The sequence below is a fragment of the Clostridiales bacterium genome (assembly GCA_015243575.1).
Taxonomy (GTDB): Bacteria; Bacillota; Clostridia; order Peptostreptococcales; family Anaerovoracaceae; genus Anoxybacterium; species Anoxybacterium hadale.
In genome coordinates this window covers 1,715,387-1,740,662 of record CP042469.1, presented here as the reverse complement: position 1 = coordinate 1,740,662, position 25,276 = coordinate 1,715,387, and the positions used below count along the sequence as shown (strand labels likewise).

At 44.2% G+C, this 25,276-nt stretch carries 22 protein-coding genes; 17 read left to right on the top strand and 5 right to left on the bottom strand.

Annotation, left to right across the window (positions count from 1 at the left end; genetic code table 11):
* Positions 1-297 precede the first annotated feature (297 nt).
* The 3 genes from FRZ06_07615 to FRZ06_07605 all read right to left on the bottom strand — a co-directional run bounded on the left by FRZ06_07615 (position 298) and on the right by FRZ06_07605 (position 3,777).
* A complete protein-coding gene (locus tag FRZ06_07615) occupies positions 298-1,857 on the bottom strand; it encodes an oligosaccharide flippase family protein (GenBank protein ID QOX63223.1) in 1,560 nt (519 codons plus the stop codon).
* A gap of 78 nt (positions 1,858-1,935) precedes the next feature.
* Positions 1,936-2,220 carry a hypothetical protein gene (locus FRZ06_07610; protein QOX63222.1) on the bottom strand — a complete coding sequence of 95 codons (285 nt, stop codon included), beginning with the start codon at positions 2,218-2,220 and terminating at the stop codon, positions 1,936-1,938.
* 393 nt (positions 2,221-2,613) lie between these two features.
* The gene (locus tag FRZ06_07605; protein QOX63221.1) at positions 2,614-3,777 is read right to left on the bottom strand and encodes an iron-containing alcohol dehydrogenase; all 1,164 of its coding nucleotides are present in this window, start codon (positions 3,775-3,777) and stop codon (positions 2,614-2,616) included.
* Between the two features lie 267 nt (positions 3,778-4,044).
* Here FRZ06_07605 and FRZ06_07600 point away from each other — a divergent pair, with 267 nt between their 5' ends.
* The 3 genes from FRZ06_07600 (at position 4,045) to FRZ06_07590 (ending at position 6,183) form a co-directional block, all read left to right on the top strand.
* On the top strand, positions 4,045-4,596 hold the full coding sequence (locus FRZ06_07600) for a DUF3793 family protein (protein QOX63220.1): 552 nt from the start codon (positions 4,045-4,047) through the stop codon (positions 4,594-4,596).
* Between the two features lie 32 nt (positions 4,597-4,628).
* On the top strand, positions 4,629-5,051 hold the full coding sequence (locus tag FRZ06_07595; protein ID QOX63219.1) for a flavodoxin: 423 nt from the start codon (positions 4,629-4,631) through the stop codon (positions 5,049-5,051).
* Between the two features lie 364 nt (positions 5,052-5,415).
* Positions 5,416-6,183 (top strand): GNAT family N-acetyltransferase, encoded by a 768-nt coding sequence (locus tag FRZ06_07590; GenBank protein QOX63218.1) that lies wholly within the window; start codon positions 5,416-5,418, stop codon positions 6,181-6,183.
* 86 nt (positions 6,184-6,269) lie between these two features.
* Here the strand turns inward: FRZ06_07590 and FRZ06_07585 are convergent, their stop codons facing one another.
* The gene (locus FRZ06_07585) at positions 6,270-6,689 is read right to left on the bottom strand and encodes a DUF2992 family protein (protein QOX63217.1); all 420 of its coding nucleotides are present in this window, start codon (positions 6,687-6,689) and stop codon (positions 6,270-6,272) included.
* Between the two features lie 320 nt (positions 6,690-7,009).
* On the opposite strand from FRZ06_07585, the gene FRZ06_07580 reads away from it, so the two are divergent.
* The 14 genes from FRZ06_07580 (at position 7,010) to lexA (ending at position 23,761) form a co-directional block, all read left to right on the top strand.
* Positions 7,010-8,473: an AMIN domain-containing protein gene (locus tag FRZ06_07580; GenBank protein QOX63216.1), complete on the top strand. Its 1,464-nt coding sequence runs from the start codon at positions 7,010-7,012 to the stop codon at positions 8,471-8,473.
* 102 nt (positions 8,474-8,575) lie between these two features.
* Complete coding sequence (locus FRZ06_07575) at positions 8,576-9,424, top strand: MoxR family ATPase (protein ID QOX63215.1); 849 nt, start codon at positions 8,576-8,578, stop codon at positions 9,422-9,424.
* 1 nt (position 9,425) lies between these two features.
* A complete protein-coding gene (locus FRZ06_07570; protein QOX63214.1) occupies positions 9,426-10,622 on the top strand; it encodes a VWA domain-containing protein in 1,197 nt (398 codons plus the stop codon).
* Between the two features lie 30 nt (positions 10,623-10,652).
* The gene (locus tag FRZ06_07565; GenBank protein ID QOX63213.1) at positions 10,653-12,014 is read left to right on the top strand and encodes an AAA family ATPase; all 1,362 of its coding nucleotides are present in this window, start codon (positions 10,653-10,655) and stop codon (positions 12,012-12,014) included.
* A gap of 225 nt (positions 12,015-12,239) precedes the next feature.
* Positions 12,240-13,613 (top strand): sodium:proton antiporter, encoded by a 1,374-nt coding sequence (locus tag FRZ06_07560; GenBank protein ID QOX63212.1) that lies wholly within the window; start codon positions 12,240-12,242, stop codon positions 13,611-13,613.
* Between the two features lie 44 nt (positions 13,614-13,657).
* On the top strand, positions 13,658-14,512 hold the full coding sequence (locus FRZ06_07555) for a carbon-nitrogen hydrolase (protein ID QOX65872.1): 855 nt from the start codon (positions 13,658-13,660) through the stop codon (positions 14,510-14,512).
* Between the two features lie 95 nt (positions 14,513-14,607).
* A complete protein-coding gene (locus tag FRZ06_07550) occupies positions 14,608-16,224 on the top strand; it encodes an amidohydrolase (protein QOX63211.1) in 1,617 nt (538 codons plus the stop codon).
* 216 nt (positions 16,225-16,440) lie between these two features.
* Positions 16,441-17,817, top strand: coding sequence for an AAA family ATPase (locus FRZ06_07545; GenBank protein QOX63210.1), 1,377 nt, complete (start codon positions 16,441-16,443; stop codon positions 17,815-17,817).
* 327 nt (positions 17,818-18,144) lie between these two features.
* Positions 18,145-18,906 carry a 3-hydroxybutyrate dehydrogenase gene (locus FRZ06_07540; GenBank protein QOX63209.1) on the top strand — a complete coding sequence of 254 codons (762 nt, stop codon included), beginning with the start codon at positions 18,145-18,147 and terminating at the stop codon, positions 18,904-18,906.
* A gap of 69 nt (positions 18,907-18,975) precedes the next feature.
* On the top strand, positions 18,976-20,364 hold the full coding sequence (locus FRZ06_07535; protein ID QOX63208.1) for a GntP family permease: 1,389 nt from the start codon (positions 18,976-18,978) through the stop codon (positions 20,362-20,364).
* A 119-nt stretch (positions 20,365-20,483) separates the two neighbouring features.
* Positions 20,484-21,164 carry a CoA transferase subunit A gene (locus tag FRZ06_07530; protein ID QOX63207.1) on the top strand — a complete coding sequence of 227 codons (681 nt, stop codon included), beginning with the start codon at positions 20,484-20,486 and terminating at the stop codon, positions 21,162-21,164.
* Positions 21,152-21,802, top strand: a complete 651-nt coding sequence (locus tag FRZ06_07525; protein QOX63206.1) for a CoA transferase subunit B — start codon at positions 21,152-21,154, stop codon at positions 21,800-21,802. Before FRZ06_07530 ends, FRZ06_07525 begins: the two co-directional genes overlap by 13 nt.
* Positions 21,803-21,822: 20 nt before the next feature.
* On the top strand, positions 21,823-22,755 hold the full coding sequence (locus FRZ06_07520) for a 3-hydroxyacyl-CoA dehydrogenase family protein (GenBank protein QOX63205.1): 933 nt from the start codon (positions 21,823-21,825) through the stop codon (positions 22,753-22,755).
* 337 nt (positions 22,756-23,092) lie between these two features.
* Positions 23,093-23,761 carry a transcriptional repressor LexA gene (gene lexA / locus FRZ06_07515; protein QOX63204.1) on the top strand — a complete coding sequence of 223 codons (669 nt, stop codon included), beginning with the start codon at positions 23,093-23,095 and terminating at the stop codon, positions 23,759-23,761.
* Positions 23,762-23,920: 159 nt separating this feature from the next.
* On the opposite strand, the gene FRZ06_07510 is transcribed toward lexA, so the two are convergent.
* Positions 23,921-25,246 carry an aminotransferase class III-fold pyridoxal phosphate-dependent enzyme gene (locus FRZ06_07510; GenBank protein QOX63203.1) on the bottom strand — a complete coding sequence of 442 codons (1,326 nt, stop codon included), beginning with the start codon at positions 25,244-25,246 and terminating at the stop codon, positions 23,921-23,923.
* Positions 25,247-25,276 lie beyond the last annotated feature (30 nt).

Genomic DNA, 25,276 nt, shown 5'->3' with positions numbered 1-25,276 from the left:
TTTCGGTTGGTTTTTCTGCTGTGGTTTCGTCTTTTTTTTCGATGAGACAGTCATAAGCGATCTCCTTTTTCGGGCCAAATCGGATGCTGGAACGGCGAACTCAATTGATTAATTTTAGCATCCTTATTTATTATCGTATGAAATCGCTGAAAATTAATGATTTTTGACTAGAAACTATGATCAAAGAATGAAATAACGAGAAAATAATACTTAAAATCGAAATAATGATACAAAAGTGTTATTTATTCGCTGATTGATTGAGCTTAAATGTTAGCAGATGCGATGCCCATGATGATATTATCCAGGCGGCCTGAGATTGCTGGTATAACTCAGCATCCCTCTCATCCAAATCAGGTCTTCCTTTGTGATACAGCCCAGTTTGATCAAGAATAGAAAATAGAAAAGCCCCATTAGAATCCCCGTAAAAACCACAAAGAGCGAATCAGATAGAAACAGTCCGGTAGGTTTTAGAAAAAAAATAGCGGAGTAAGCCGCCGCCGCTACCGATAAAGCAGGCTTAAAGATCCAGTCTAGATATTTCATTTTAATTTCTGTTGTCAAAAGCAGTTTTCTTACCACGAGGAACGTACTAAAAGCGCAGCTGATGTAAAGAACGATAATGAAACCATTCAAGCCTTCTGCCGGAATTAGAAAATAGATCAGTGCAATTTTTACCACTGCATCGTAGATGCTGTAGACCAGCGTACTCATTTGATGGTTGAGTCCCTTTAGAAGGTCATCCGCTACAAAATCAATATAGATAAAGGGAATCAAAGGTGCTAGTAATTTCATCATTCTGCCGCACTCGTAGCTGTCATAGATCAGAATACCAAGGCGATCTCCGAAGGCAATAAAAAAACCAGCTGTAAATATGGACATAAAAAGTGTGATCTGAATTGCTCTTGTCACTGAATACCGCACTCTTCGCTTGTGCTTGCAGGCGTTCGCCTCAGAAATTTCAGGGATGAGCAAAGAAGAAAAAGCAATCAGGAAAGAGGCCGGAAACAGAAGAACCGGCATTACCATGCCCTGAATTTGCCCATACTCCTCCAGGGCAAGTTTTTTCGTGTGTCCATAATTAACAAAAGCAATGGGTATCATAATGTTTTCAATCGCTTTTAATATGCCGCGCAGCAGGGAACTGACAGACACGGGGAAGGCAATGGAAAGCATTTTCCTGATAATGCGCTTTTGAAAAAATATATCAGAAACTTCCGGATCTTTCTTTCTTTTTTCCAGCCAGTAGAGGGTCAGAAGAAACATACAAGAGACAATTTCGGCAATTGCGATTCCAAGTACAATTGCAGCGCAGGCATATTCCAAGCCTCCCTGCATGAAATAGTCAAGAATACTCACGACCACCGCAATTTGGATCACAATTTCGATGGCCTGTGAGCCAGCGGGTCTGACCAGTTTGCTTTGTGCGTAAAAATATCCTTTGATGCAGGAGGAAATTCCCATGAATGGCATTCCTGCTGCGAGGAGCTTCAGAGAAAAGATGGTCCGCGTATCATTTAAAAGCTTGGTACCGATCAACTCTGCACCAAAAAATAAAAAAAGAAATGCAGGGATACTAAATAGGAAACTGACAGAGAATGCTCTCATCAAAAGGGCTCTGGAAACAGCAAAAGAATACCTTCCGCCTTCTTCTGCAACGAGCCTTGTAACGCTGACATTGATTCCCGTTACAACAAAGAGCGTTGCGATCATGTAGATTGACATGATAAGCTGAAGAAGCCCCATCCCTTCAGTACCGATCTGGTTTGACATAAAAACCCTGAAAGAAATCCCTACCGTATTGAACAGCAGGGATGTGATTATGATAATCAACGCGTTGATAAACAGTACTCGTTTCAATGTCCCGCTCCTTCCGCTTAATGCTAGAATATATGCGGGAGAGAATTGTTTTATTGCTTTTTTCGCCGTTGATATCCTTTATTTATTTCTATTGATGGCAGCTTGCAGCTCCTGAAGACCTGTTTCCTTGTTCCATACCGTAATCTTACAGGGGAATTTGGCTCCGCAATTTTGGCATTCCACGTACTGATCTGAATCCGTCAGCTCTCTTTTGTCGTAACGATAAGGCAAAAATTCCTCTTTGTTCTTTCGGCCGGGAGCATCAGCATCGATAATATAGGAGTAAACATGGGAAGCTTCATATTTCACGATCAGGCGGTTATTGTGACAGACAGGGCAAATCAGATTTCGATATCCATCCATGGGAACCTCCTTAAAGCTTTTATATCAGTAGAATTATATCTGTGCAGGTTATTTCTCATGTTTCCCCTTATGGACTCCAGTCTTTTTACCATCAATGATCCCCGCATCACTAAAATCTTTCGGCTGCATCTTTCGAAGCTCGGGATTACTTTTTTCCCTGTCTTTGACTCTATTCTTGTTGTTGTCCATGGCTTTATCCTTTCTGTTCATAGCCTGCAAAATACAGAGCTTTGCTGACCGCAGACTATTTCATTGCAATAGCATTAGTTTTTCATGGACGCCATCGATTTATACAACAGAATCAGGATCAGACAAGTGTAAAAGTGATTATCCAGGATTTTGTGCATAACCTGAAAACATTTCAAATAAACGAACTGGAAAGTTAGTCCCCCTCTATTTATAAGACTCTTCCAAAATTTTAATGGTATCATCAAGGGTGATGGTACATGGATCGACCTGATAAAGACCGCCCATAGTTTCCATGGCATTCTTTGCAATAACAGGAATTTCTTCTCTTTGAATTCCATAATCGGAAAGCTTGAGATCTGCAACACCACAGTCCTTTTGCAGTTCTCTGAGGGCTACAACGAAATCGATAGGATGATGGGCATTGCTTTTGCCGAGTGCTTTGGCCATGTCAATGAGACGCTGGTCGCAGCTTCCTGACTGCACCAGAAACATGTAATAAGCGATGCTGATCATGATGAGGCCCGCACCATGGGGCAGCTTGGGATGGTATGCGCTCAGCGCGTGTTCGATGGAGTGCTCTGATATGCAGCCTGATGTGGACTCGACGATACCGGACAGGGTATTGGCCAGAGCAACCTCTCCACGGGCATTTTCGTCGCTGCCGTCGGCTACTGCTTTGGCAAGACTCTTGCTGATCAGAGAAATCGCCTTGAGCGCAAAGAGATCGCTCATTTCATTAGCTGTCTTGTTCAGATATCCTTCTGTGCTATGGAACAGAGCATCAAATCCTTGATAGGCTGTGAGATCAGCAGGAATAGTGAGCATCAGATCAGGGTCTACCACAGAAAGAACAGGGAACGTTCTGTCATAGCCAAAGCCGATTTTCTCATTTCCATTGGTGATAACGGTCCAGGGATCGGCTTCGGTTCCAGTACCTGCTGTTGTGGTGATGGCGACGATTGGCAGAGGCGAATTCGGAACCGGCTTTCCTTTTCCGGTGCCACCTGAGATATAATCCCAATAGTCACCGTCATTTGTTGCCATAACCGCGATGGATTTGGCTGAATCAATACTGCTTCCTCCTCCAAGACCAACAATGAAATCGCATTTTTGGTCTCTTGCAAGTGCAGCTCCTTCCATTACGTGGTCTTTCACAGGGTTCGGCAGAATTTTGTCAAAAAGCACGTGAGCGATACCTGCCTTGTTTAGCTGCTCCTCGACGCGTGCTAAATATCCGTTCTTTTTTATTGACTGTCCTGCGGAAATAACGATCAGAGCTTTATTCCCCGGAAGCAGCTGCTTGTGAAGCTCATTCAGTTTTCCCTTCCCAAAGAGGATGCGTGTAGGCATGTAATAATGAAAACTCATTGTAATAACCTCCTAATCATACTTTTTATTGATATAGTACTCATTTAATAGTACCCATTATTGAATAGAATAGTCAATCTGTTTCAATTTACAGAATCATTTCAAAACCATTGCATTTTTTATCTTCGAGTCGTTGACAACATAAAGAGGGTGTGGTATATTTCAATAAAGGGTTAGACGCATCTAACTCAATGTAAGAATCAGGGTGATACCCACTTTTTTTTAAAACGATGGTTAGTTGCAACTAACAATGGAAGGAGGAGGAAAATGTTAGATCATATTCTTGTCGAACACTGTTCACCTACGCTGGCGGGATTGAAAGCCGCTAATCTATTTCGCTGCTTTATTTCTTCCTCTTTAGAATTAAACCAGCAGCTGGAGCTTTTGAACAGTAAGCTAAATTGCAAGGGGCTGTATTTCACGATATTGAGAGAAACAGGCAGCAGTGCATTGATTTTGGTTTATCGGAAGCGCTTGCTGCAAGCACAGCTTGAGAAAGCTGGGGTCGCCGAGTTTCTTGCGGAGTATGGCTATACCAATCAGTCTGTGGAATACTGCATCCACCGCTTAAAAAGCCGTTTCAGTGATAAAGGGGAGTTTCCTCATGAAATAGGGATCTTTGCAGGCTATCCGCTTGAGGATGTGGTGGGGTTTATCAAAAATAGCGGTAAAAACAGCAAATTCACAGGTTGCTGGAAGGTTTATCACAATGAAGGAGAAGCAGAAAGACTATTCCGTAAATTCCAGAAATGCAAGGATATTTATGCGCAGTTATTCTCTGTAGGAAGGTCAATCGTGCAGCTCACAGTAGCTGCCTGATATAAGGAAAAAATTGAAATGAGGTGTTTCGTATGAGTAAAGTAGCAGTCGTTTATTGGAGTGGAACTGGCAATACCAAGATTATGGCCCAAGAGGTAGCAGCAGGAGCTGAAGCTGCAGGGGCAGAGGTTTCGGTCTATACTCCCGCAGATTTTTCCGCAGGTATGATGGATCAGTTTGATGCGGTGGCATTTGGCTGCCCTTCCATGGGAGCAGAGGTACTGGAGGAAGCGGAATTTGATCCGATGTTTGAATCCTGCCAGCCGAAGCTGAAGGGAAAGAAGATCGCACTGTTTGGATCCTACGGCTGGGGAGATGGTGAGTGGATGCGAAATTGGGAGAAAACCTGCACAGATGAAGGAGCGAATCTGGCTTATGATTGTGTCATGGCCAACGAAGAGCCGGATGAAGATGCAAAGGAATCCTGCAGGGAACTGGGAAAAGCACTGGCTTAAATTGGTCAATTTGATGTGCGCGCGAAGTATATCAGCGTTTCTTGAAATGCCATAATAAAGGTGTCTGAAAGGGCGCTCGGAATTGTGTTTGGGACAGTCAGTTTGATCGTAACACTGACTGTCTCAAACCAAACCCGAGACCCTTCGGACGCTTTTTTCATTGGAGTCCTCCGTAAAACCTATGCACAACTGGTTCTATAACGCCTGTGGTTCTAACATTATGAAACATACAAAATATGACATGACGATGTCGTGTTTCATAGTGTATCATATGATTTGAACAGAGCTGGAAAGGCTTTGACACGGAATCGGGACTGGTGTTAGGAAACTGAAGTGATTTTGAAAGGAAACGGGGAAAATAACAATGGAGATTATAGAAGTTAATAGGGATAATATTGATACGGAACACATTTGCTGTGCCATATCAGAGATGAAAGGCGATCGAAGCACTTCCTTAAAGAAGGAATGGCTCAAAAAGCGGTTTGATGATGGCCTGATCTTTCAGAAACTGAACGTGAGAGGAAAGGTATTTGTGGAGTACCTCCCTGCAGAGAAGGCTTGGTGTCCCATCCATGCCAATGAATATTTTTTCATCAATTGCTTTTGGGTATCTGGACAGTTTAAGGGTCAGGGCTGGGCAGACAGGCTGCTGAAACAGTGTTTTGATGATGCGAAAAAGATGGGCGCCAGAGGAATTGTAATTCTCTCATCTGCAAAGAAGATGCCGTTTCTTTCCGATCCCAAGTATCTGAAGTATAAAGGCTTCCAGGTAGCGGACAGGGCAGAGCCCTATTTCGAACTGCTTTATCAGAATTTCGACGAAAACGACAGCAGCAAGCCGGCATTTCGGGATTGTGCAAAACATGGAAAAACCGATCGCTTGGGATTGGTGCTTTATTTTACGAACCAATGCCCCCATGCGGAAAAGTATGCATGTCTGATCAAGGAATGTGCGGCAGAAAGGGGATGGGCGATAAATATGATTAAAATTGAGAGCACAGAGGAAGCGCAGAACGCGCCCACTCCTTTTACAACATACAGCTTATTTTATAACGGCAGCTTCATGACCAATGAAATCCTCTCAGAGAAGAAATTTTATCAGCTTCTGGATCAGCTGAAACAAAATAGGTGAAATAAATCAACATAAGCTCCAGATTTTAAGGTAGGACAAAGAATTAATAAGAGTAAAAGAACAGCGATAACAGGAAACAAGGGCAGTTATCTGCCCTTGTGCTTTTGTTTTTGTTTCTCTTTTCGCAGCGCATACTTACGGTCTGTTTCCTGCTCTTTTTTCATCCTTGCTTTCAATTTTCGTTCCGCTTTCTGATTTTCCTGCAGTGCTTTTATCGCTTGCTGTGCCTTTGTACCGACTCCCGGTATGGTAAGCTGCCTTGCGATTTGGCGCTGCAATCGTTTTGGGTTGACTCGGTGATCTTCAAAGTCTGACCCCGGTACTGGCGGACTGAAGCAAAGCTGGTTCCAATTCCGGTTAAAAAATGCATAAATCTCATAGTCCTTGGGTTCAGATCCGAAAAGGATTCTGCATGCTTGCATCTTATTGTCTTCTGACCGTTCGTAAATTCCAACCCAAAAAGGGTCTTCGAAATAAACTGTTAGCTGTGCTCTGATTTTGGACATTGTTTTTCCCTCCTTTATAGCGGCATGCGGCAGATCCTTTGCAGAACTGCGGCATAATGCAAAGAAGGGACAACCAAAGGAGGCAGGTTACTGACAGCAAAAATGCCGCGTCCGGACTACCAACCGGAGCTGTGTTTTTATCCTTGCCCGCTCATTTTATGTTTTTTTCTTGAAAAGGTCAAGAGTCATTAAATCGACTGTCTTTTACATTTCTATTACAAAAAATAAAAAATTCCATTTGCATAGTGAAATATATTATAATAAATAAGTCGAAAATTGACGCTTTGCAATTGTTATACGCATGAAAAGGGTGGGGGGCTATGAGACGAAAACTGAGATTAATGTTTTTGCCGCTGATGGTAATCCTAATGATGGGAACAGCGGTTTATGGGGAAAATACTAATATTTCGCAGAAGGATATCGATGAAGGAATTGCAATTTGCAAAGAATTTCCGGTAGCGCTTCAAATCGATGGGAAGTCTGTAAACTCGGATGTGCCTCCGGTCATCATTAAAGAGAGAACCTTAATTCCGCTTCGGGCGGTTTTTGAAAGCATGGGGGCACAGGTTACCTGGAATGATCAAGCGCGGATTGCAGCAGTTGCCTTGGGCTCTTCTTCTGTACAGCTGGACATTGATCGGGAAGCCGCTTTTGTGAATGGCAATCAAGCTGCAATGGATGTACCTGCGTTGATCATAAACGATAGAACCATGATTCCTCTTCGTTTTGTGGCAGAGTCATTGAATTGCGGAATTGGTTGGGATGATTTGACCCGTACAGTCTCGATACAGTCTCCTGTAACTCGTGAATTTAATAAAATTACCTCTGTTAAAATACAAGAAAAATCTGATTATTATCGCGTTATCATCGAGGCTGAGAACGGAATCGAAGCCTATAATACCTTTGTGTATGATAATCCGCAGCGCTTTGGCGTCGATCTGAAAAATATGGCTCTGGGTGATGGTGATGGTGAAATCAAGGAAAACAATGATCTGATTAAAACAGTTCGTTATGACCAATTTGCTCCTGAAACAGCCAGAGTTGTTGTCGAACTTAAAGAAAAGGTTGCAGGGAAAGTGAGTTTCTCTGACAATGGAACAAAAATGTATATAGACTTTGATAAAAATCAGCAGCAGAATTCCGGTGATTTGGGGGATGTTACCATTGATGGGCTAAACGTTGTTGACTGGCGTGCCGCAAAAAAGATAGTGTTCATCGATTCCGGCCATGGAGGAAGTGATACCGGATCTCAGGCAAAGCGTGATGGTGTGGAGATTCTGAATGAGAAGGATGTTAATCTTGATATTGCACTTCGACTAAACCGCATGCTGAAAGCGGCGGGAGTAAGCACCTACATGCTGCGAGAAACTGACACAACGGTCACCCTGTATGATCGTCCTGCCATGGCAAATGGGGTAAATGCTGACTTATACGTTTCAGTACATAATAATTCTACTGATAAAAATCCCAGCGCAAAAGGAACAGAAACTTATTACTATTCCAAAACAGGCGAAAGCGATTATAATATATACAGCAAGGAACTGGCGGAGCTTGTTCAAAAATATATGGTCGCAAATTTGGGTACTGTTGACAGAAGGGTAAAGAGTGAACCAGCCTATGCGGTACTGAATAAGACTAAGATGCCGGCTATCATCATAGAAGGGGCGTTCCTCTCCAACACAGAAGATCTTAAGTTGATGATGACAGATGAGTTTCGAGAAAACTATGCTTTGGCTGCTGCAAGAGCGATCATCGAAATTCTAAACAAGAGTGTAGAAGAGTAGAATTATAACGACTAAAAACGGCAAAAGATAAAATCAGCGTGCTCTAAATGCTCGCCGTATCTGTCTGCCGAACATAGATAGAAAAAATGAGGAGAATTAAGAATGTCGAATAAAATGAACCAATTTCAAGGTAGTAATGATTATGTCGTAACCGATGAACTGATGCATGCGGTCAATGTGGCCATTGCGCTTCAAAAGCCGCTGCTGATCAAAGGAGAACCGGGAACGGGCAAGACTATGCTTGCAGAATCCATTTCCGAGGCGCTGAAAAAGGATTTGATTATATGGAATATCAAGTCCACAACTAAGGCTCAGGATGGCCTTTATGTGTATGATACAGTACAGAGACTCTATGATAGTCAATTCGGTGAAGGCGATGTAGCTGAAATTAAAAAGTATATTAAACTTGGAAAACTCGGGGAAGCCTTCGCTGCAGACGAGCAGGTAGTGCTTCTGATCGATGAGATCGACAAAGCAGACCTGGAATTCCCCAACGATTTGCTTTGGGAGCTGGACAAGATGGAATTCTATATCAATGAGACAAAAGAAACCATTCGCACCAAGCACAGACCCATCGTCATCATAACATCCAATGCAGAGAAAGAACTGCCCGATGCGTTCCTTCGCAGGTGTATCTTCCACTATATTGAATTTCCAAACCAGGAAAAGATGGAGGAAATTGTAAGAGTGCATTTTGGTGATGTGGAGCAGAAACTGCTTACGCAAGCCATGGAAACCTTCTACTGGATTCGGGAAATGAAAGAAATTCAAAAGAAGCCAAGCACTTCTGAGCTTCTTGACTGGCTGCAGGCTTTGATGATCAGTGGAATTTCCATCGACCGGATCAAAGCTGAAATTCCGTATGCCGGAGTTCTGCTGAAAAAGAACCAAGACATCGACACCATGTATGAGATCAAGGAAAAGGGTTACTCCTTAAAGAGATGGTTGTAATATGTTTATTTCATTCTTTTATTTACTCAGAGCCAGGGGTCTTTCTGTGTCCCTCAATGAATGGCTTTCTCTTATAGAAGCGCTGGATAAGGGCCTTTGCGGATCCAGCCTCCTTAATTTTTACCACCTTTGCAGAAGCATTCTGGTGAAAAGCGAAACGGATTATGACCGGTTTGATCTGGCCTTTGCAGAATTCTTTAAAGGAATTGTTACCCCGGAGGATATCCCTGAAGAAATATGGAAATGGCTGAGTGAAGACATTAAAACAAAAGACATCAATGATAAGAATATGCTCGATGAATTTGTCCTGGAGCTTGAAGAGCTGCAGCGGCGTCTAAAGGAGCGGATTGCAGAACAGAAGGAGAAGCATGACGGCGGAAACTACTGGATCGGTACCGGAGGAACCTCCACCATGGGGTATAACGGTTATCACGAAAGAGGAATCCGCGTAGGGGGTGAAAGCCGTCATAAAAATGCGGTGCAGGTCGCCGGTGAGAGAAACTTCAAGGATTTCAGGCAGGATAATATTCTGGACATCCGCCAGTTCCAGATGGCGTTTCGTAAGCTGCGCCAGTTTTCCTCAAGGCTCGATGGGGCGAAAACCGAACTGGATATTGAGGGAACCATTGATGAAACCTGCGACAATGCAGGCAATCTGAAACTGGTTTGGGAACGACCGAGAAAGAATACGGTGAAACTACTGCTTCTATTTGACTCTGACGGCTCTATGATGCCCTATAGCAACATGTGCAGTCAGCTCTTTCAGGCGGTGAGCAAATCAAATCATTTCAAAGATCTCAAGGTGTATTATTTTCATAATTGTGTTTATGAGCACTTATACACAACACCTCATTGCAGAAGAGGGGAGTGGATCGACACGGAGTGGGTTCTTTCAAACCTTAGCAGTGAGTACAAGGTCATCATCATCGGCGATGCATCTATGGCACCCTCTGAACTGATGAGTAAGGGAGGAAATTGCTACGTGGGGCTTTACAACGAGATTCCGGGGATCGAATGGCTGAGTCGTTTTAAAAAGAAATATCCAAAACATATCTGGCTGAATCCGATTCCGGAGCGGGATTGGGAATATACCTACGGCGCAAGAACACTGGCGAAAATCAGGGAACTGTTTCCCATGTACGAACTCACCATCGACGGTCTTGAGGCAGGGATCAAGAAACTGTTGGTTTCCAAATAGCGTATCGTCTTTAGAAAGGAAGGTCAGCCAATGGTCATTGATAAGGACTATGAATTTTTTCTTGAGAATGTATTAGGACTGATGGTGATCAATTCAGAAGGAAATCTTGTCTATATGAATCGCCAATGTGCTGACTATATTAAGATGGATCAGGACAAGTCCATTGGGAAATATATCACAGAAGTGTTTCCGCCGACGAAGATGCTCGACCTGCTCACAGGCGACAAGATAGTTAATACGGACTTCTACTTTCATGACGGTCGAATGAGCGTCAGTACTCAGGCGCAGCTTCGAAAAAATGGGGAAGTAGTAGGTGTTTTGGAATATGATATTATTCAGGACCTGGATTCCCTAGAGGATATTTTAAATAAATATGCACTGGTTCTCAATGATGAAATGAAATACTATCGGGAGGAATTCAGAAACCTCCAAAGAACCAAGTATTCTATTGAGAACATTCTGGGAAGCTCAAAGAAAATGGAAGATCTACGCAAGCAGATCAAGATGGCGGCTACCTCTAATTCCACGGTGATTATTTCCGGAGAAACGGGAACAGGCAAGGAATTGGTAGCCCATTCCATTCACAACCTCAGCAGCAGGAAATTCAACGGATTTGTCAAGATCAATGCTGCAAATTTTCCCGAGTCTCTTGCAGAGTCCGAATTTTTCGGCTATGAGGACGGAGCCTTTACCGGGGCAAAAAAAGGAGGCAAAAAAGGAAAATTTGAAATGGCGGATCGGGGGACTCTGTTTATCGACGAAGTCAGCCAACTTCCTCTTACCCTTCAGCCAAAGCTGCTCAGGGTTCTTCAGGAACATGAAATCGATCGGCTGGGTGGGGATAAAAGCATCCCGGTAGACGTTCGAATCGTAGCTGCAACCAACGAGGACTTAAAGGAGATGGTCAAAGCCGGCAGGTTTCGAGAGGATTTGTTTTACAGGCTGGATGTTTTCACCATTGATCTTCCGCCTTTAAGGGAACGTCTGGAGGATTTGCCCGAGCTCATCATGTATCGCATTGATCAGCTGAATCTTGAAATGGGAAAAAATATCGTTAACGTAGAGGAACCGGTATATCAATACCTAAGAAAATATGAATGGCCGGGAAATGTCAGAGAACTTTACAACATAATTGAAAAAGCAATGAACTTTGCGTCGGGGGATACCTTAAAGCTGGAATTTTTCAGACCCGATTCGGGAAGTGGAGCGATGGATCTTGAAACACTGAGTGAACTGGGAAATCCCATAGAGGTTGTAAAGCGCGAAGCGGAACGAAAACTCATCATGCATGTTCTTGCGATGTTTCGTGGAAATAAAACTAAGGCATCGGAGTATTTAAAAATTTCTCGCCCATTGTTGTATCAGAAGATGGCCCGGCTTGGGATCAAATAACCTCAGTTTTACGAATTGTAATTATATGCGAACAGTGTAATTATAAACATACAGTAAGAATAAAAGGTTGAATTGACTGAATTTTTATAATATTTAGACAATATGGGTGTAAGTATATACTTACACCCATCTTGTCGTATTTGTTGATATTTCAACGAAATCGGTATTGGCATAGTATTTGCTATATAAATAGTCTGAAAAATACTTTATTTAGGAGGGACATTTATGGAAGCATTAGACGCAATGGAAACGTATGGTGTAATCAGCCTGATTCCGGTCGCTGTAGTGATTGTGACAGCTATTATTACCAAGAGGGCTTTAGAATCCCTGGTGCTGGGAACCTTTGTAGGAGCGATACTCATCGCAAAATCAGCATGGTGGGGTACTTGGTTTGATTACACCCTGACAGAAATCGGAGATTCAGCTTATTACATCATCATGTTCGGAATGTTTGGAGCAATGATCAGAATTCTTCAGTATTCTGGATCAGCACTGGGCTTTGCCGATATTGGAGCAAGGCTTGCAAACTCGAGGAAAAAGACGATGCTCTTTACCTGGGTGCTAGGAATTATTATTTTTGTTGAAGATTATTTGAATGCATTAGGCGTTGGTGTAGCGATGCAAACGCTGACGGACAAGTGGAAAATCTCAAGAGAGTATTTGGCATTTATCGTAAACTCTACCGGAGCTGCCGTCTGCATTCTTGTTCCTTTTTCCTCATGGGGGATTTTATATGCAAGCCAGATCGAGGAGGTAGGTGTTTTAGGAGAGGTATCCGGCTTCAATGCTTACGTCAACTCAATCCCCTTTATGCTTTATGCATGGATTGCAGTAATCGTAGTGCCCTTATTTATCCTAGGAGTTGTACCTCTTTACGGTCCTATGAAGAAGGCTGAGGAAAGAGTTCTTGGCACGGGCAGGGTATTTCCGGATTATCACTATGAGGAAGAGATCGTGGATGGGATGCAGGATGATACAAAGCCTTCCAATGCCTTAAACTTTATCGTACCAATGATCGTTCTGATCGGCATTACCATTTATACCGCGGATATCGTCTTTGGTGTCATTATTTCTGTTGTAGCAGCATTCATCATGTTGTTCTTTCAGAAGCTGATGAGCCTAGGCCAGTTTTGTGATCATATCGTAGGCGGGTTCAAGGACATGCTGTATGTTACCATGCTGGTATTAGCAGCCTTCGTACTTCAGGACTTCAACGATGCGCTTGGCTTGACTCCTTTTGTAATCGACAGCGTAGCGCCGATTCTGAGTCCGGCATTATTCCCTGCGGTAACCTTCATTGTAATTGCTGGTCTTGCATTTGCAACTGGAAGTTTCTGGGGTGTTGCAGCCATTTCCTTCCCTATTATTCTGCCTCTGGCGATTGCTCTGAACGTCAACCCTTATATGGCCATCGGAGCGGTAGCCGCAGCGACAGCTTTCGGAAGTCATGCTTGCTTCTATAGTGATGCGGTAACCGTTACCTGCGCTGCCACGGGCCTAAAGAATATGGATTATGCCAGAACGGCTCTGCCGCTCATTGGACTTCCTCTGGTACTCGGTGTGTTGGCTTACCTAGTCTTAGGTATTGTCATGGCCTAATGGAAAGGGAACTTAATATGGCAAAAGGTAAAATAAAAGTAGGAATGACACAGTTTTCCTGTGAACGGGACTGTGATTTGAATCTCGAGAAGGCAGAACAACAGATTAGAACTATGGCAGCTATGAGAGCAAAAATCATATGCACGCAAGAACTGTTTTTCGGTACATACTTTGCTCAAATCATCGATTATAAAAAATATGATTGGGCGGAAGCTGTTGACGGGCCCATTAATACAAAAATGCAGAATCTGGCGCGGGAATTGGGTGTGGTCATCGTAAGCTGCTATTATGAATATGCTATGGACGGTCTTTACTTTAATTCCGCAGCAGTATTTGATGCTGATGGAACACTGCTTGGGAATTACAGAAAACATCATATCCCCGAAGGGCCGCAGTATATTGAAAAATATTATTTCACGCCGGGAGATACACCTTATCAGGTGTTCCGATCCAAGTACGGAACCTTCGGCGTTCTGATTTGCTGGGATGAATGGTTTCCTGAGCCAAGCAGGATTTTGGCCTTGAAGGGAGCGGACTTTATCTTCTATCCCTCTGCCATTGGATCCGAGCCGGACCACCCTGAAATCGATACTTCGCAGACGTGGATGGATGCGATAAGGGCGCATGGAATCCATAACAATTTCTATGTCTGTGCCTGCAACCGGGTGGGCAGGGAAGAGGCCGATGACGGAAGCGGAGCGATGGAATTTTACGGACGGAGTTTTATTTCCGACCCATGGGGCAGATTGATTGCGGAAGGCAGGCGGAGCGAAGAGGATCTCATCGTGGCAGAGCTTGATCTGGATGAAATCAAAAGGGCAAGAGATATTCTCCAGTTTCACAGAGACCGGAGAGTGGATTCTTATGCAGAATTACTGAAGCTTCACCTTCCGGAATAAAGTTTGAATCGTAACGCATGTTACTCTTTCGAATATCGAATCGGTAGACTTAGCAATTTAGAATCAGAATGACTTGGAAAGGATAAGAAGAAGGTATGAGTGCAGATATCGTTATCATGAGCGGTGCAATCTTTGACGGTATGGCTGAATGCCCCTTTGAGGGGTATGTGGCCATCAAGGGCAACCGGATCGCCGCTGTGGGAGGAATCAAGGAGGCAGACAAACACATCGGGGCGGATACCAAGACATATCAATTTGAAAATGAGTTGGTGATGCCTGGTTTTCATGACAGTCATACACACCTGTTGATGGCTGGAATGTTTCGTACCTATGTAAATCTCGCCAACGCAAGATCTGAAGAGGAAGCGGCGTTGATGGTGAAGGAATCGGTGGAAAAAAGTAATTCTAAGGACGGGTGGATCATTGGCTTTAGTTGGTATCATGTTTTTTGGCAGAGCAAACAGCTGCCTAACAAAAGGACTCTTGATGCATATTTCCCTGACAGACCGGTTTTCCTGCTGAATGCGGAGGCTCATGGGGCATGGGTGAACTCTAAGGCCCTTGAAATTGCTGGAATTACTAATGATACGCCAAACCCGTTCGGCGGTGAAATCGACAGAGATGAAAAAGGGGAAGCGACGGGATTCCTATATGAATCGGCAGTTGGCTTGGTTAGTCAATTTGCTCTTTCCTTCTCAGAGGACGAAGAAAGAAAGCTGATTCGTTCGTATCAGCAGCAGGCTGCAGAATACGGGATTACTTCAGTCAATGACGTTCAGCCGTATTTTCATGGGAATATGGGAAATCTGGCAGTATACAGCCAGATGGATAAGGACGGAGCGCTGACCGTTAGAGTGCATGCAGCACCGGATTTACTGGGTGATTTGGACCAGGTAGAAGCTTGGCGTGACAAATATCGCTCGGAGAAACTCAGGGTCGAGATGCTGAAACAATTTCTGGATGGGGTTAGCACCACCCACACGGCGCTGGTTCTTGAAGAATACAGTGATGCACCTGGAAATTACGGTACCTCTCTCAATGATGTGGATGCGATCAGAAAAGCAGTCCCCGAAGCTCACCTGCGTGGGTTTTCGGTTAAGCTCCACTCCTGTGGGGACCTGTCTGCCCGTATGGCCTTGGATTACTATGAATCCGCCATTGAAAAGTACGGAAAAAACCGTTGCCGTCATGCGATTGAGCATGTTGAACTGATTCAAGAGGATGATATTGTTCGGTTTGGAGAATTAGGTGTCGTTCCGTCTGTTCAGCCGGAGCATATTGCGCTGACTCAGAACTTTGAGGAAAACCCCTATCCGGTAACCCTTGGAAAGGAAAGGGCCGATCAAACATGGCCGCTGAAAAGCCTGTATGATTCGGCTGGGATCCTTGCGATTGGGAGTGATTGCCCGGTGGTTGATAATAACCCGTTTCTTGAAATTTACAGGGCAGTTACAAGACTTCATAATGACGGAAAACCCGATGGAGGCTGGAATCCTTCCCAAAAGCTTACCATGTATGAGGTGCTGAGAAGCTATACCTATGGTTCGGCATGGGGTGTGAGCAGAGAGGAAGAATTGGGAACACTGGAAGCAGGTAAATTTGCGGATCTCATTGTTATCGACCGTAATTTGTTCTCTATTGATCCATCTGAGATCAAATCCAGTCAAGTGCTCCTGACGATCATGGACGGGAACGTCTTGCTTGAAAAGTAATACGTGTGCGGCCCTGGCGGGAATAAAAAGTACTGGATGTAAGACAAAAAGGCTAATTTGAAATTATAAAACCATTCAAGAAAGCAGGATTTTAATTCCTGCTTTTTTGGACATTTTAATAGTGATTACACCGCATAGAATGCTTGGCAAACGGAAGGAAACATGCTTTAATAAACTTATAAATCCTATATCAATTTAGCGCGGAGGGAGAGAAAAATGGCTGAACCAAAACAACGAAACGGTATTGATAAAGCTTTTTTGCTGGACACAATTTTAAATACAACAAGTGAACTATTCGTACTTGTTGACCGTGAGGGCTATATTGAAGAGATCAGTCAGCCTTACGCTGAGTTCATTGGAGTGAAAAAAGACCGGGTGATTGGAATGCATGTGACCGAAGTGATTGAAAATACAAGGATGGACCTTGTTGCCAGAACCGGTGTTCCTGAGGTTGAAGAAGTGCAGAAGATCAATGGCCAGAAAATGATTGCAACGAGGCTGCCCATCCTGAAGGACGGTAAGGTGGTCGGAGCATTTGGCAGGGTGCTCTTTAAGAATGTTATGGATCTCAACAACCTGTATGAGAAGATTAACAAAATGGAGAGCGAACTGGATCTTTATAAGCTGCAATTTGGAAAGATCAATACCGCGCGCTATACGGTAGACGATATTATTGGAGATAGTCATATTATGGCCAGCCTAAAGGATACGGTGAGGACCATTGGCAGAACAAATTCCAGTGTTTTGATTCTGGGAGAGAGCGGTACAGGGAAGGAATTATTTGCCCATGCAATACACAATGCCAGCAGCAGGGCAAAGCAGCCCTTTATATGCCTGAACTGCGGGACGATTCCGGAGGATTTGCTGGAATCTGAGTTGTTCGGCTATGAAGAAGGTTCTTTCACAGGAGCACGGAAGGGTGGAAAGATCGGGATGTTTCAGGCAGCACACAAGGGCACGATCTTTCTGGATGAAATCGGAGATCTTCCCCTGTCGATGCAGGTTAAGCTTCTGCGAGTACTACAGGACAAAGAAATACAAAAAATAGGGGCAACGCAGCGCGAAGCGGTGGACGTCCGAGTCGTCGCGGCGACCAACAAAGATCCGTACCAAATGGTGCAGGAAAAAGAATTCCGCTCTGACCTGTATTACAGGCTTAACGTGGTTAGTCTGCGAATCCCTGCGTTAAGGGAGCGCAAGGAAGATCTTCCTCTGCTCGCGGCAAGCATTATCAGGAAACTGGCAAAAAAGGAAAGCATCCAAGTAGATCGAATCAGTGACAATGCGATGGAGTATATGAAGCACTTTGATTGGCCTGGCAATGTGCGCGAATTAGAAAATGTTCTGGAACGAGCTGTGAATTTCCTTGGAAGTCAGAGAGTCATCGGCGTAGAGCATCTGCCTGCTAGAATTACAGGAATACAGCAACAGGTAGAGTCCAGAAGTCTGCGAGAAATCATGGATGAGACGGAACGAGTTGCAATCATTAATGCAATACACAACTATAACGGCCAAAAAACCAAAGCTGCAAAAGCATTGGATATTAGCAGAACAAGTCTCTATGAAAAGATGCAGAAATATGGCATTGAATAAACGGAATGGGATATTGTCGTGATAAAATTCAGAAAAGCATACAGATTTGAAACATTTTCAGCGATTGTGTACGAAAAAGCGTACAGAATTTCTGACGAATAGATGAATATGTGCGGGATTCTTTACGAGTTCCGCTTTTTTCTATATTTATATTGAGCGATACAATGAACAGAACGAATTGAAGCTCTCTCATAAAACTCTGAACCTTTTGCAATAAGCCATTTTCTATAGATGATTAAAAATATGGAATGATATTTGCTATATTTAGAATCACCATGGTAGAAGTTGTGTGACACACGTTTATTGAAAAGAGAGGAAGAAACAATAATGGGAAAGGAAAAGGTCAGTATTGTCACAGGAGCGGCGAGCGGGATAGGCTTTGCTGTCGCCAGTGCCTTCGCAGAAGATGGCATGAAGGTTGTGATGGCAGACGTAAATGAAGAGAAGCTGAAGGCTGCCGCAAACACACTTGGATGCGATTATTATGCTGCAGATCTAAGCAGTCGCGAAGCTTGCAAGGGGCTTGTTGACTATACGCTGAAGACCCACGGAAAAACAGACATTCTGGTCAATGTTGCCGGAATACAAAATGTAGCCGCTATCGAGGATTTTCCTGAAGATCGTTGGGATTTTATGATTTCTTTGATGCTTACGGCGCCATTTTTATTAACGAAGTATGTATGGAATTCAATGAAGGAACAGCAATGGGGAAGAATTATCAACCTAAATTCCATTCACGGTTTGGTGGCATCCGAATATAAAGCCGCCTATGTATCTGCAAAACATGGCTTGATGGGATTAACAAAAACAGCAGCATTGGAGGGAGGCCCCTACGGGATCACCGTCAACTCCATCTGCCCGGCTTATGTCAGAACACCTCTGGTGGATGATCAGATTGAGGCACAGGCCTTGAATCATGGCATCTCCAAAGAAGAAGTTGTCTCGAAAATAATGCTTCAAAAGTCCGCAATAAAAACGTTACTAGAACCCTCAACTATTGCAGAAGTCGTTAAATTTCTCTGCTCCGATGCGGGGAATAATATAACTGGTTCTGCCTTGACCATCGATGGAGGTTGGACTGCAGCGTAATTAGGCCTGCGGTTTCCAGGTGGGGTTCCGTAAAAAGAATCCAAAGTAATAATAGGAGGAAAACAGGACATGTTAGGTGTTATTGGTATTATCATTTCATTAGGACTTTTAATGTATCTTGCTTATAAAGGCTGGTCCGTCATTATTTTGGCGCCACTTCTGGCGCTTTTGGCGGCTGCCTTCGCAATTTTCGACGGGGGCAGCGTTCATCTTCTTGCTACATATACTGAGAGCTTCATGGTGAATCTGGCCAACTACGTAAAGAATTATTTTCCAATTTTCCTGCTGGGCGCTTTGTTTGGCAAGGTGATGGATGATTCGGGAGCAGCAAAGTCCATCGCCGTATTTATATCTGAAAAAATAGGGAAAGGAAAGGAAATCTGGGCTGTTGTTTTATCTTGTGCAATCATAACCTATGGGGGGGTATCTCTGTTTGTTGCGGCCTTTGCCATTTACCCCATCGGCGCTGCTTTGTTCAAGGAAGCAGATATTCCTAAGAGGCTTCTGCCTCCCGCCATCGCATTGGGTGCTTTTACCTTCACGATGACTGCAATTCCTGGAACACCGCAGATTCAGAATGCGATTCCCATGAAATATTTTGGAACAGACGCTTTTGCCGCACCGATTCTCGGCATAGTAGCTGCAGTCATTATGCTGCTAGGCGGAATGTTCTGGCTGACTTCACGGCTGACCAAGGCAAGAGCGCTGGGAGAGGGCTACGGTGAACATGGAGATTCTCATCTTCATGGCACCGATACGACGAACCTTCCTTCCTTTACCGTATCAATACTGCCCATTTTGTTCGTTCTTGTAGGCAACTTCATCCTGTCAAAACAGGTATTTCCCAATATTGATGCGGCTTATCTCGAAACAGATTATAAAACAACCCTTACCGCGGTATTGGGAAGCTGGAGCTTGATTATCTCCCTGATCGTCGGAGTCCTTCTGGCCATCGGATTGAATTATAAGCGCTTTGATGATATCCGCAGATGCCTGAGAGAGGGTGTTCAGGGTTCCTTCCTGGCCATCATGAATACAGCATCTGAGGTAGGGTATGGAAATGTTATTAAAGGTCTTGCTGCCTTCAGCATCGTTGCGGCAGGAATGACAAGCATATCTGCTAACCCTTTGATTGGTGAGGCAATTTCGTCCTCGGTGCTGGCAGGAATCACCGGCTCGGCATCAGGTGGGCTGAGCATTGCGCTGGAGACCTTCAGTGAAACCTTTATGGCACGTGCCGCAGAACAGGGAATCAGTCCCGAAGTACTTCACCGAGTTGCATCTGTAGCCTGCGGAGGTCTGGATACGCTTCCGCATAATGGTGCTGTTATAACGCTTCTTGGTATCACCGGAATGACCCATAAGCAGTGCTATGCAAATATCGGAATGTGTACTGTTGTAATTCCCACGTTTGCTGTGATCGCGATCATCATTCTCGGATCCTTTGGAGTGGTATAGACAGTATTTCATCATAACGGAAAGCGTTTCCAGGTTGCTGGGAGCGCTTTCCAGCAAATAGGTTTCATAGTAACGGATCAGCGCTTCCCTTATAATCGGAAGCGGAGAAGGAGGTCGTTATGATCAATAAAATAAAAACCGCAGCAGAAGCGGTAGAGCCGATAAAAGATGGTGCAGTGATCATGGTTGGGGGCTTTATGGCAACAGGAGCCCCTGAAATCCTCATTGATGCGCTGGCGGCGAAAGGTGTTAAGCACCTGACGGTGATCTGCAACGATGCAGGTGTTCCCGGAAGAGGGGTTGGAAAGCTCCTGAGCAATGGACAGATTAAAACGCTGATTGCATCTCACGTGGGGTTAAACCCTGAAGTGGCACAGCGAATGAATTCAGAAAATGAAGAGGATAAGCTTGCCTGCATTCTGGTACCACAGGGTACTTTGGCGGAGCGGATTCGTGCAGCAGGCGCAGGGCTGGGTGGTTTTCTGACACCGACAGGTGTGGGAACCATTGTTGCCGAAGGGAAGCAAGTCATCCATGCAGGTGGACGAGATTATTTGCTTGAACTGCCTCTGAAAGCTGATTTTGCCCTGATCAGAGGATCTGTTTCCGATGAGTTCGGCAACACCGTCTATAACGAAGCCACAAGAAACTTCAATCCGATGATGGCCACTGCGGCAGATCACGTTATCGTGGGGACATGCAGCATCGTAAGGGTTGGGGAGATTGATCCCAATCATGTGGTGACGCCAGGTATTTTTGTCGATACAATCGTGGGAGGTGAAAAACCATGGCAGATATAAAGGGAATCATAGCTGCGAGAGTGGCGAAGGAACTCAAGGATGGAGATGTTGTAAATCTTGGGATCGGTCTGCCTACCATGGTAGCGAACTTCATCCCCGAAGGCGTAGATATCACCTTTCAGTCAGAAAATGGCTTTCTTGGTCTGGGACCCGCTCCAATACAGGGAGAAGAGGACATCGATCTTGTGAATGCCGGTGCCCAATATGTTACAGTGAAACCCGGTGCCTGCTTTTTTGACAGCGCTGCCTCATTCGGAATCATTCGGGGAGGGCATGTGGATGCAACGATTCTAGGGTCCCTGGAGGTTGATGAGCATGGGAATCTCGCAAATTGGATTGTACCGGGGAAAATGGTCCCTGGGATGGGCGGTGCCATGGATCTGGTGGTAGGTGCAAAGAAAGTAATCATCGCAATGCAGCATACCAATAAAGGGAAACACAAGATTCTAAAAGAGTGCACACTGCCTTATACTGCTGTCGGCGTGGTTGATCTCATCATCACTGAGATGGGCGTGATGGAGATTACTTCGTCAGGTGTATTGCTCAAGGAACTGCATCCGGATTACACTCTGGAGCAGATCAGAGAAGCAACGGGTTGTGAACTGACAGTCAGTTCTGATCTGAAGCCGATGCTGTAATAGAAATAAGGGTAAGTATCATGAGAGAGATAAAGAAAATTGTGATAGCCGGTGCTGGAACCATGGGTGCTTCCATGGCTGCGACCTTTGCAAAATTTGGCTATCAGGTCACGTTATATGATCTTTTCCCCGAAGCTTTATCAAAAGCAAAGAAGTTGATCGCATTGAATCAGGAAACAGAAGTCACTGAAATGATTCTCTCCAAAGCAGAGTCGGAAAAGCTCCTTGGAAGGATCGAATACTCAGCGGATATCCACTGTTTTAAAGAAGCTGATTTTGCGGTGGAAGCCATACTCGAGAGGATGGAAGTGAAACAGAATTTCTGGGCTGAGATTTCCGATATCGTCGATGAGGATGTAATCCTTGCGACCAATACCTCCGGTCTTAGCATCACAAAAATTGCAGAATCAGTGTTCAATCCCGGCAGGTTCCTTGGGATGCACTGGATTAATCCTCCGCACATTATTCCTTTGATTGAGGTAATAAAGGGAGCATATACGACAGACGAAAGTGCCGAAATCGTCAGGGATATTGCGGTTAAAGTGAAGAAAAAACCTGTGATTGTAAAGGATGCACCGGGATTCGTGCTCAATCGAATCCAACTGGCCATTCTTCGGGAGTGTCTCCATATCCAGCAGCAGGGCATCGCGAGTGCAGAAGCGATAGACGATGTAATGAAATATGGTCTGGGTTTGCGCTACGCATGCCTTGGTCCCTTTCAAGTCTCTGATTTAGGAGGACTGGATATTTTTCAGAACATCGCATCCTATCTTTTTGAAGACTTGTCCGATGCCAAGGAAAGCTTTGGACTGCTCCGGGAGTGCGTTGACCAGAACCGGCTAGGGGTCAAGAGCGGTGCAGGATTTTACGATTATTCCGACGGGAGGGACGAGGAAATCATAAAATACCGCGATCAAATGTTCACACGGCTTTCAAAATGCCTTTATGAATAGGTTGCTTGCTGAAATAAATGAACGGGAAAAGCAAAAACGCAGCAAAAAGTCTTTGCTGCGTTTTCAATTGTTTTTGAGTAGGATCATCTAGTTCTGTTGAATGCGATACCTGCAAGGTTTGTTTGAATCGCTGCTGCAACATATGCGACAGAAATATTTGTCGGGCGAACAAAATGAGGAACATCTGTTTACATCGGGGCGAAAATGTGATAGTATGTTCGTAAAAGCGGTGGGATAATTGTCTGAATCGCTGTGTAATGAACAGCCGTATGTTAAACAAAGTAAGCCGAATAAAGCTGTGCTGACTATATTTGAATCGTGTTAGGAGGGAATATCTATGGAACCGCTTAAGGATCGTGAACGAAAGATACTCACATATATGAAAGAAGAAATAAAAAGGAAGGGATATCCGCCTACTGTTCGAGAGATGTGCACTGCACTGGGGATTAAATCCACTTCAACCACTCATAAGGATCTGGAAAACCTGGAATTGAAAGGGTATATCAAGAAAGACCCATCAAAGCCCAGAGCACTGATGGTGATTGATCCAGAATCTGAAAATGAAGCTGCCTCCGTAAAGGCTTCATCCGTTCTTCCACAAACAGAAAATTTGGAACGAAGAGATGTTATTGATATTCCTGTGGTAGGCAGGATCGCAGCGGGAACACCGATTCTCGCGGATCAGAATATTGACGATACCATACCCGTACCCTCCCGTTTCCTTTCCAAAGGAAACAACTTTATGCTTACCGTTAAAGGGGAAAGCATGGTTGAAGCTGGAATCATGGATGGTGATTATATCTTGGTACATCAACAGAATACGGCAAACAACGGAGATATCGTTGTTGCTATGATCGACGGCTTTGAAAGCGAAGCGACAGTAAAGACCTTTTATCGTGAAAAAGGACATTTCAGACTTCAGCCGGAAAATCAGCTGATGAGCCCAATTATTGTGAGCGATGTTAAGATACTGGGACTGGTAAAAGGAGTTTTCCGATATCTATAGACATCTCTCTGATCTAGAGGCATTTTTCTGATTTATAGACATTTCTCTGATTCTTGATGAATAAAACCCCTTGCCTGATACTGAATCGGGCAAGGGGTTTTTAATTATTCATAGATTACTGTTCGCAATCTGTTATCGGACGCAGGTTGCGTAACCGATTTATTTAATCATGTTGTCTACAGAATCAAGAACCTTATCCAGAATTGCCATTGCTTCTCTTAATTCTGCCTCTGTGATGTTAAGAGGAGGGCAAACCAGAACCATGTTCTCGTGGGAGTATGTGGAGAAGCCTTCAACCTTCAGCATACCGACGATTTTAGGCATGAGGCCTTCTTTGTCGTTGTTGAAAGGTACGATCGCTTCACGTGTTTCCTTGCTCTTAACAAGTTCAACGCAGCTGAATAGTCCAATGTGTCTTACCTGTCCTACACATGCATGCTTCTTTTCAAATTCATCAAGAATTTCAGCAAGAACTTTGCCCTGAGCAGCTACATTTTCAGCGATTTTTTCTTCTTTATATGCATCAATTGTAGCAATTGCTGTAGCGCAGCCCATTGGATGAGCGCTGTAAGTAAGTCCGTTGAACATCTTCTTCTCGTCGAAGGTCGCAGCGATCTTTTCGGATAAGATAACGCCACCCAGTGGAACATATCCGCAGGTTGAACCCTTTGCGAAGGTCACAAGATCTGGCTTAACACCAAACTGATGGAATGCAAACGCTGATCCAGTTCTGTAGAATCCAGCCATTACTTCATCAAATACGAGCACGATGTTGTGCTTGTCGCAGAGTGCTCTTACTCCTTCGTAGTATCCTTTAGGCGGAATCAGAATGCCGTTGGAACCTACAACTGTTTCAAAGAAGATTGCAGCGATCTGATCTGGTCCCTCATACAGCACCTGATTCTCCAGCAATTCAAGGTAGAATTCTGTTACTTCTTCTTCTGACTTGAAGTTGCAGGCTTTTGGAGCTCTGTAAGCATAGGGGCCGTCAAATTTAATAAAGCCGGGAACGCCTGGTTCTGCAATAAATCTTCTTGGTTCACCTGTCAGTGCACTTGCTCCAAAGGTAGCGCCGTGGTAGCTTCTGTAAGCGGAAAAAATCTTCCATTTTCCAGTGTAAGCTTTGGCAAATTTGATTGCATTTTCATTCGCTTCTGCACCAGCGTTTGTGAAGAATACCTTAGCACCTTCAAGACCGGATAATTCAACGATTTTCTGCGCTGCTTCGGAACGAACGTCAACGGAGTATCCAGGGCCCATGAAAGCCATTTTTTCAGCCTGGTCTTTAATTGCCTGGATGAGTTTTGGATGACCGTGGCCTAAGTTTGAGTTTACGAGCTGAGCGGACATATCGAAGTATTTCTTTCCGTCTTCATCCCAGAAGTAAATGCCTTCTGCTTTGGATACTACCATAGGATTAATCTTTTTCTGAGCACTCCAGGAGTAAAGGTTATATTTCAAGCCCTGTTCTTTAATGTTTGACATTGTATTATCTCCTTTTAAGAATATAATGGT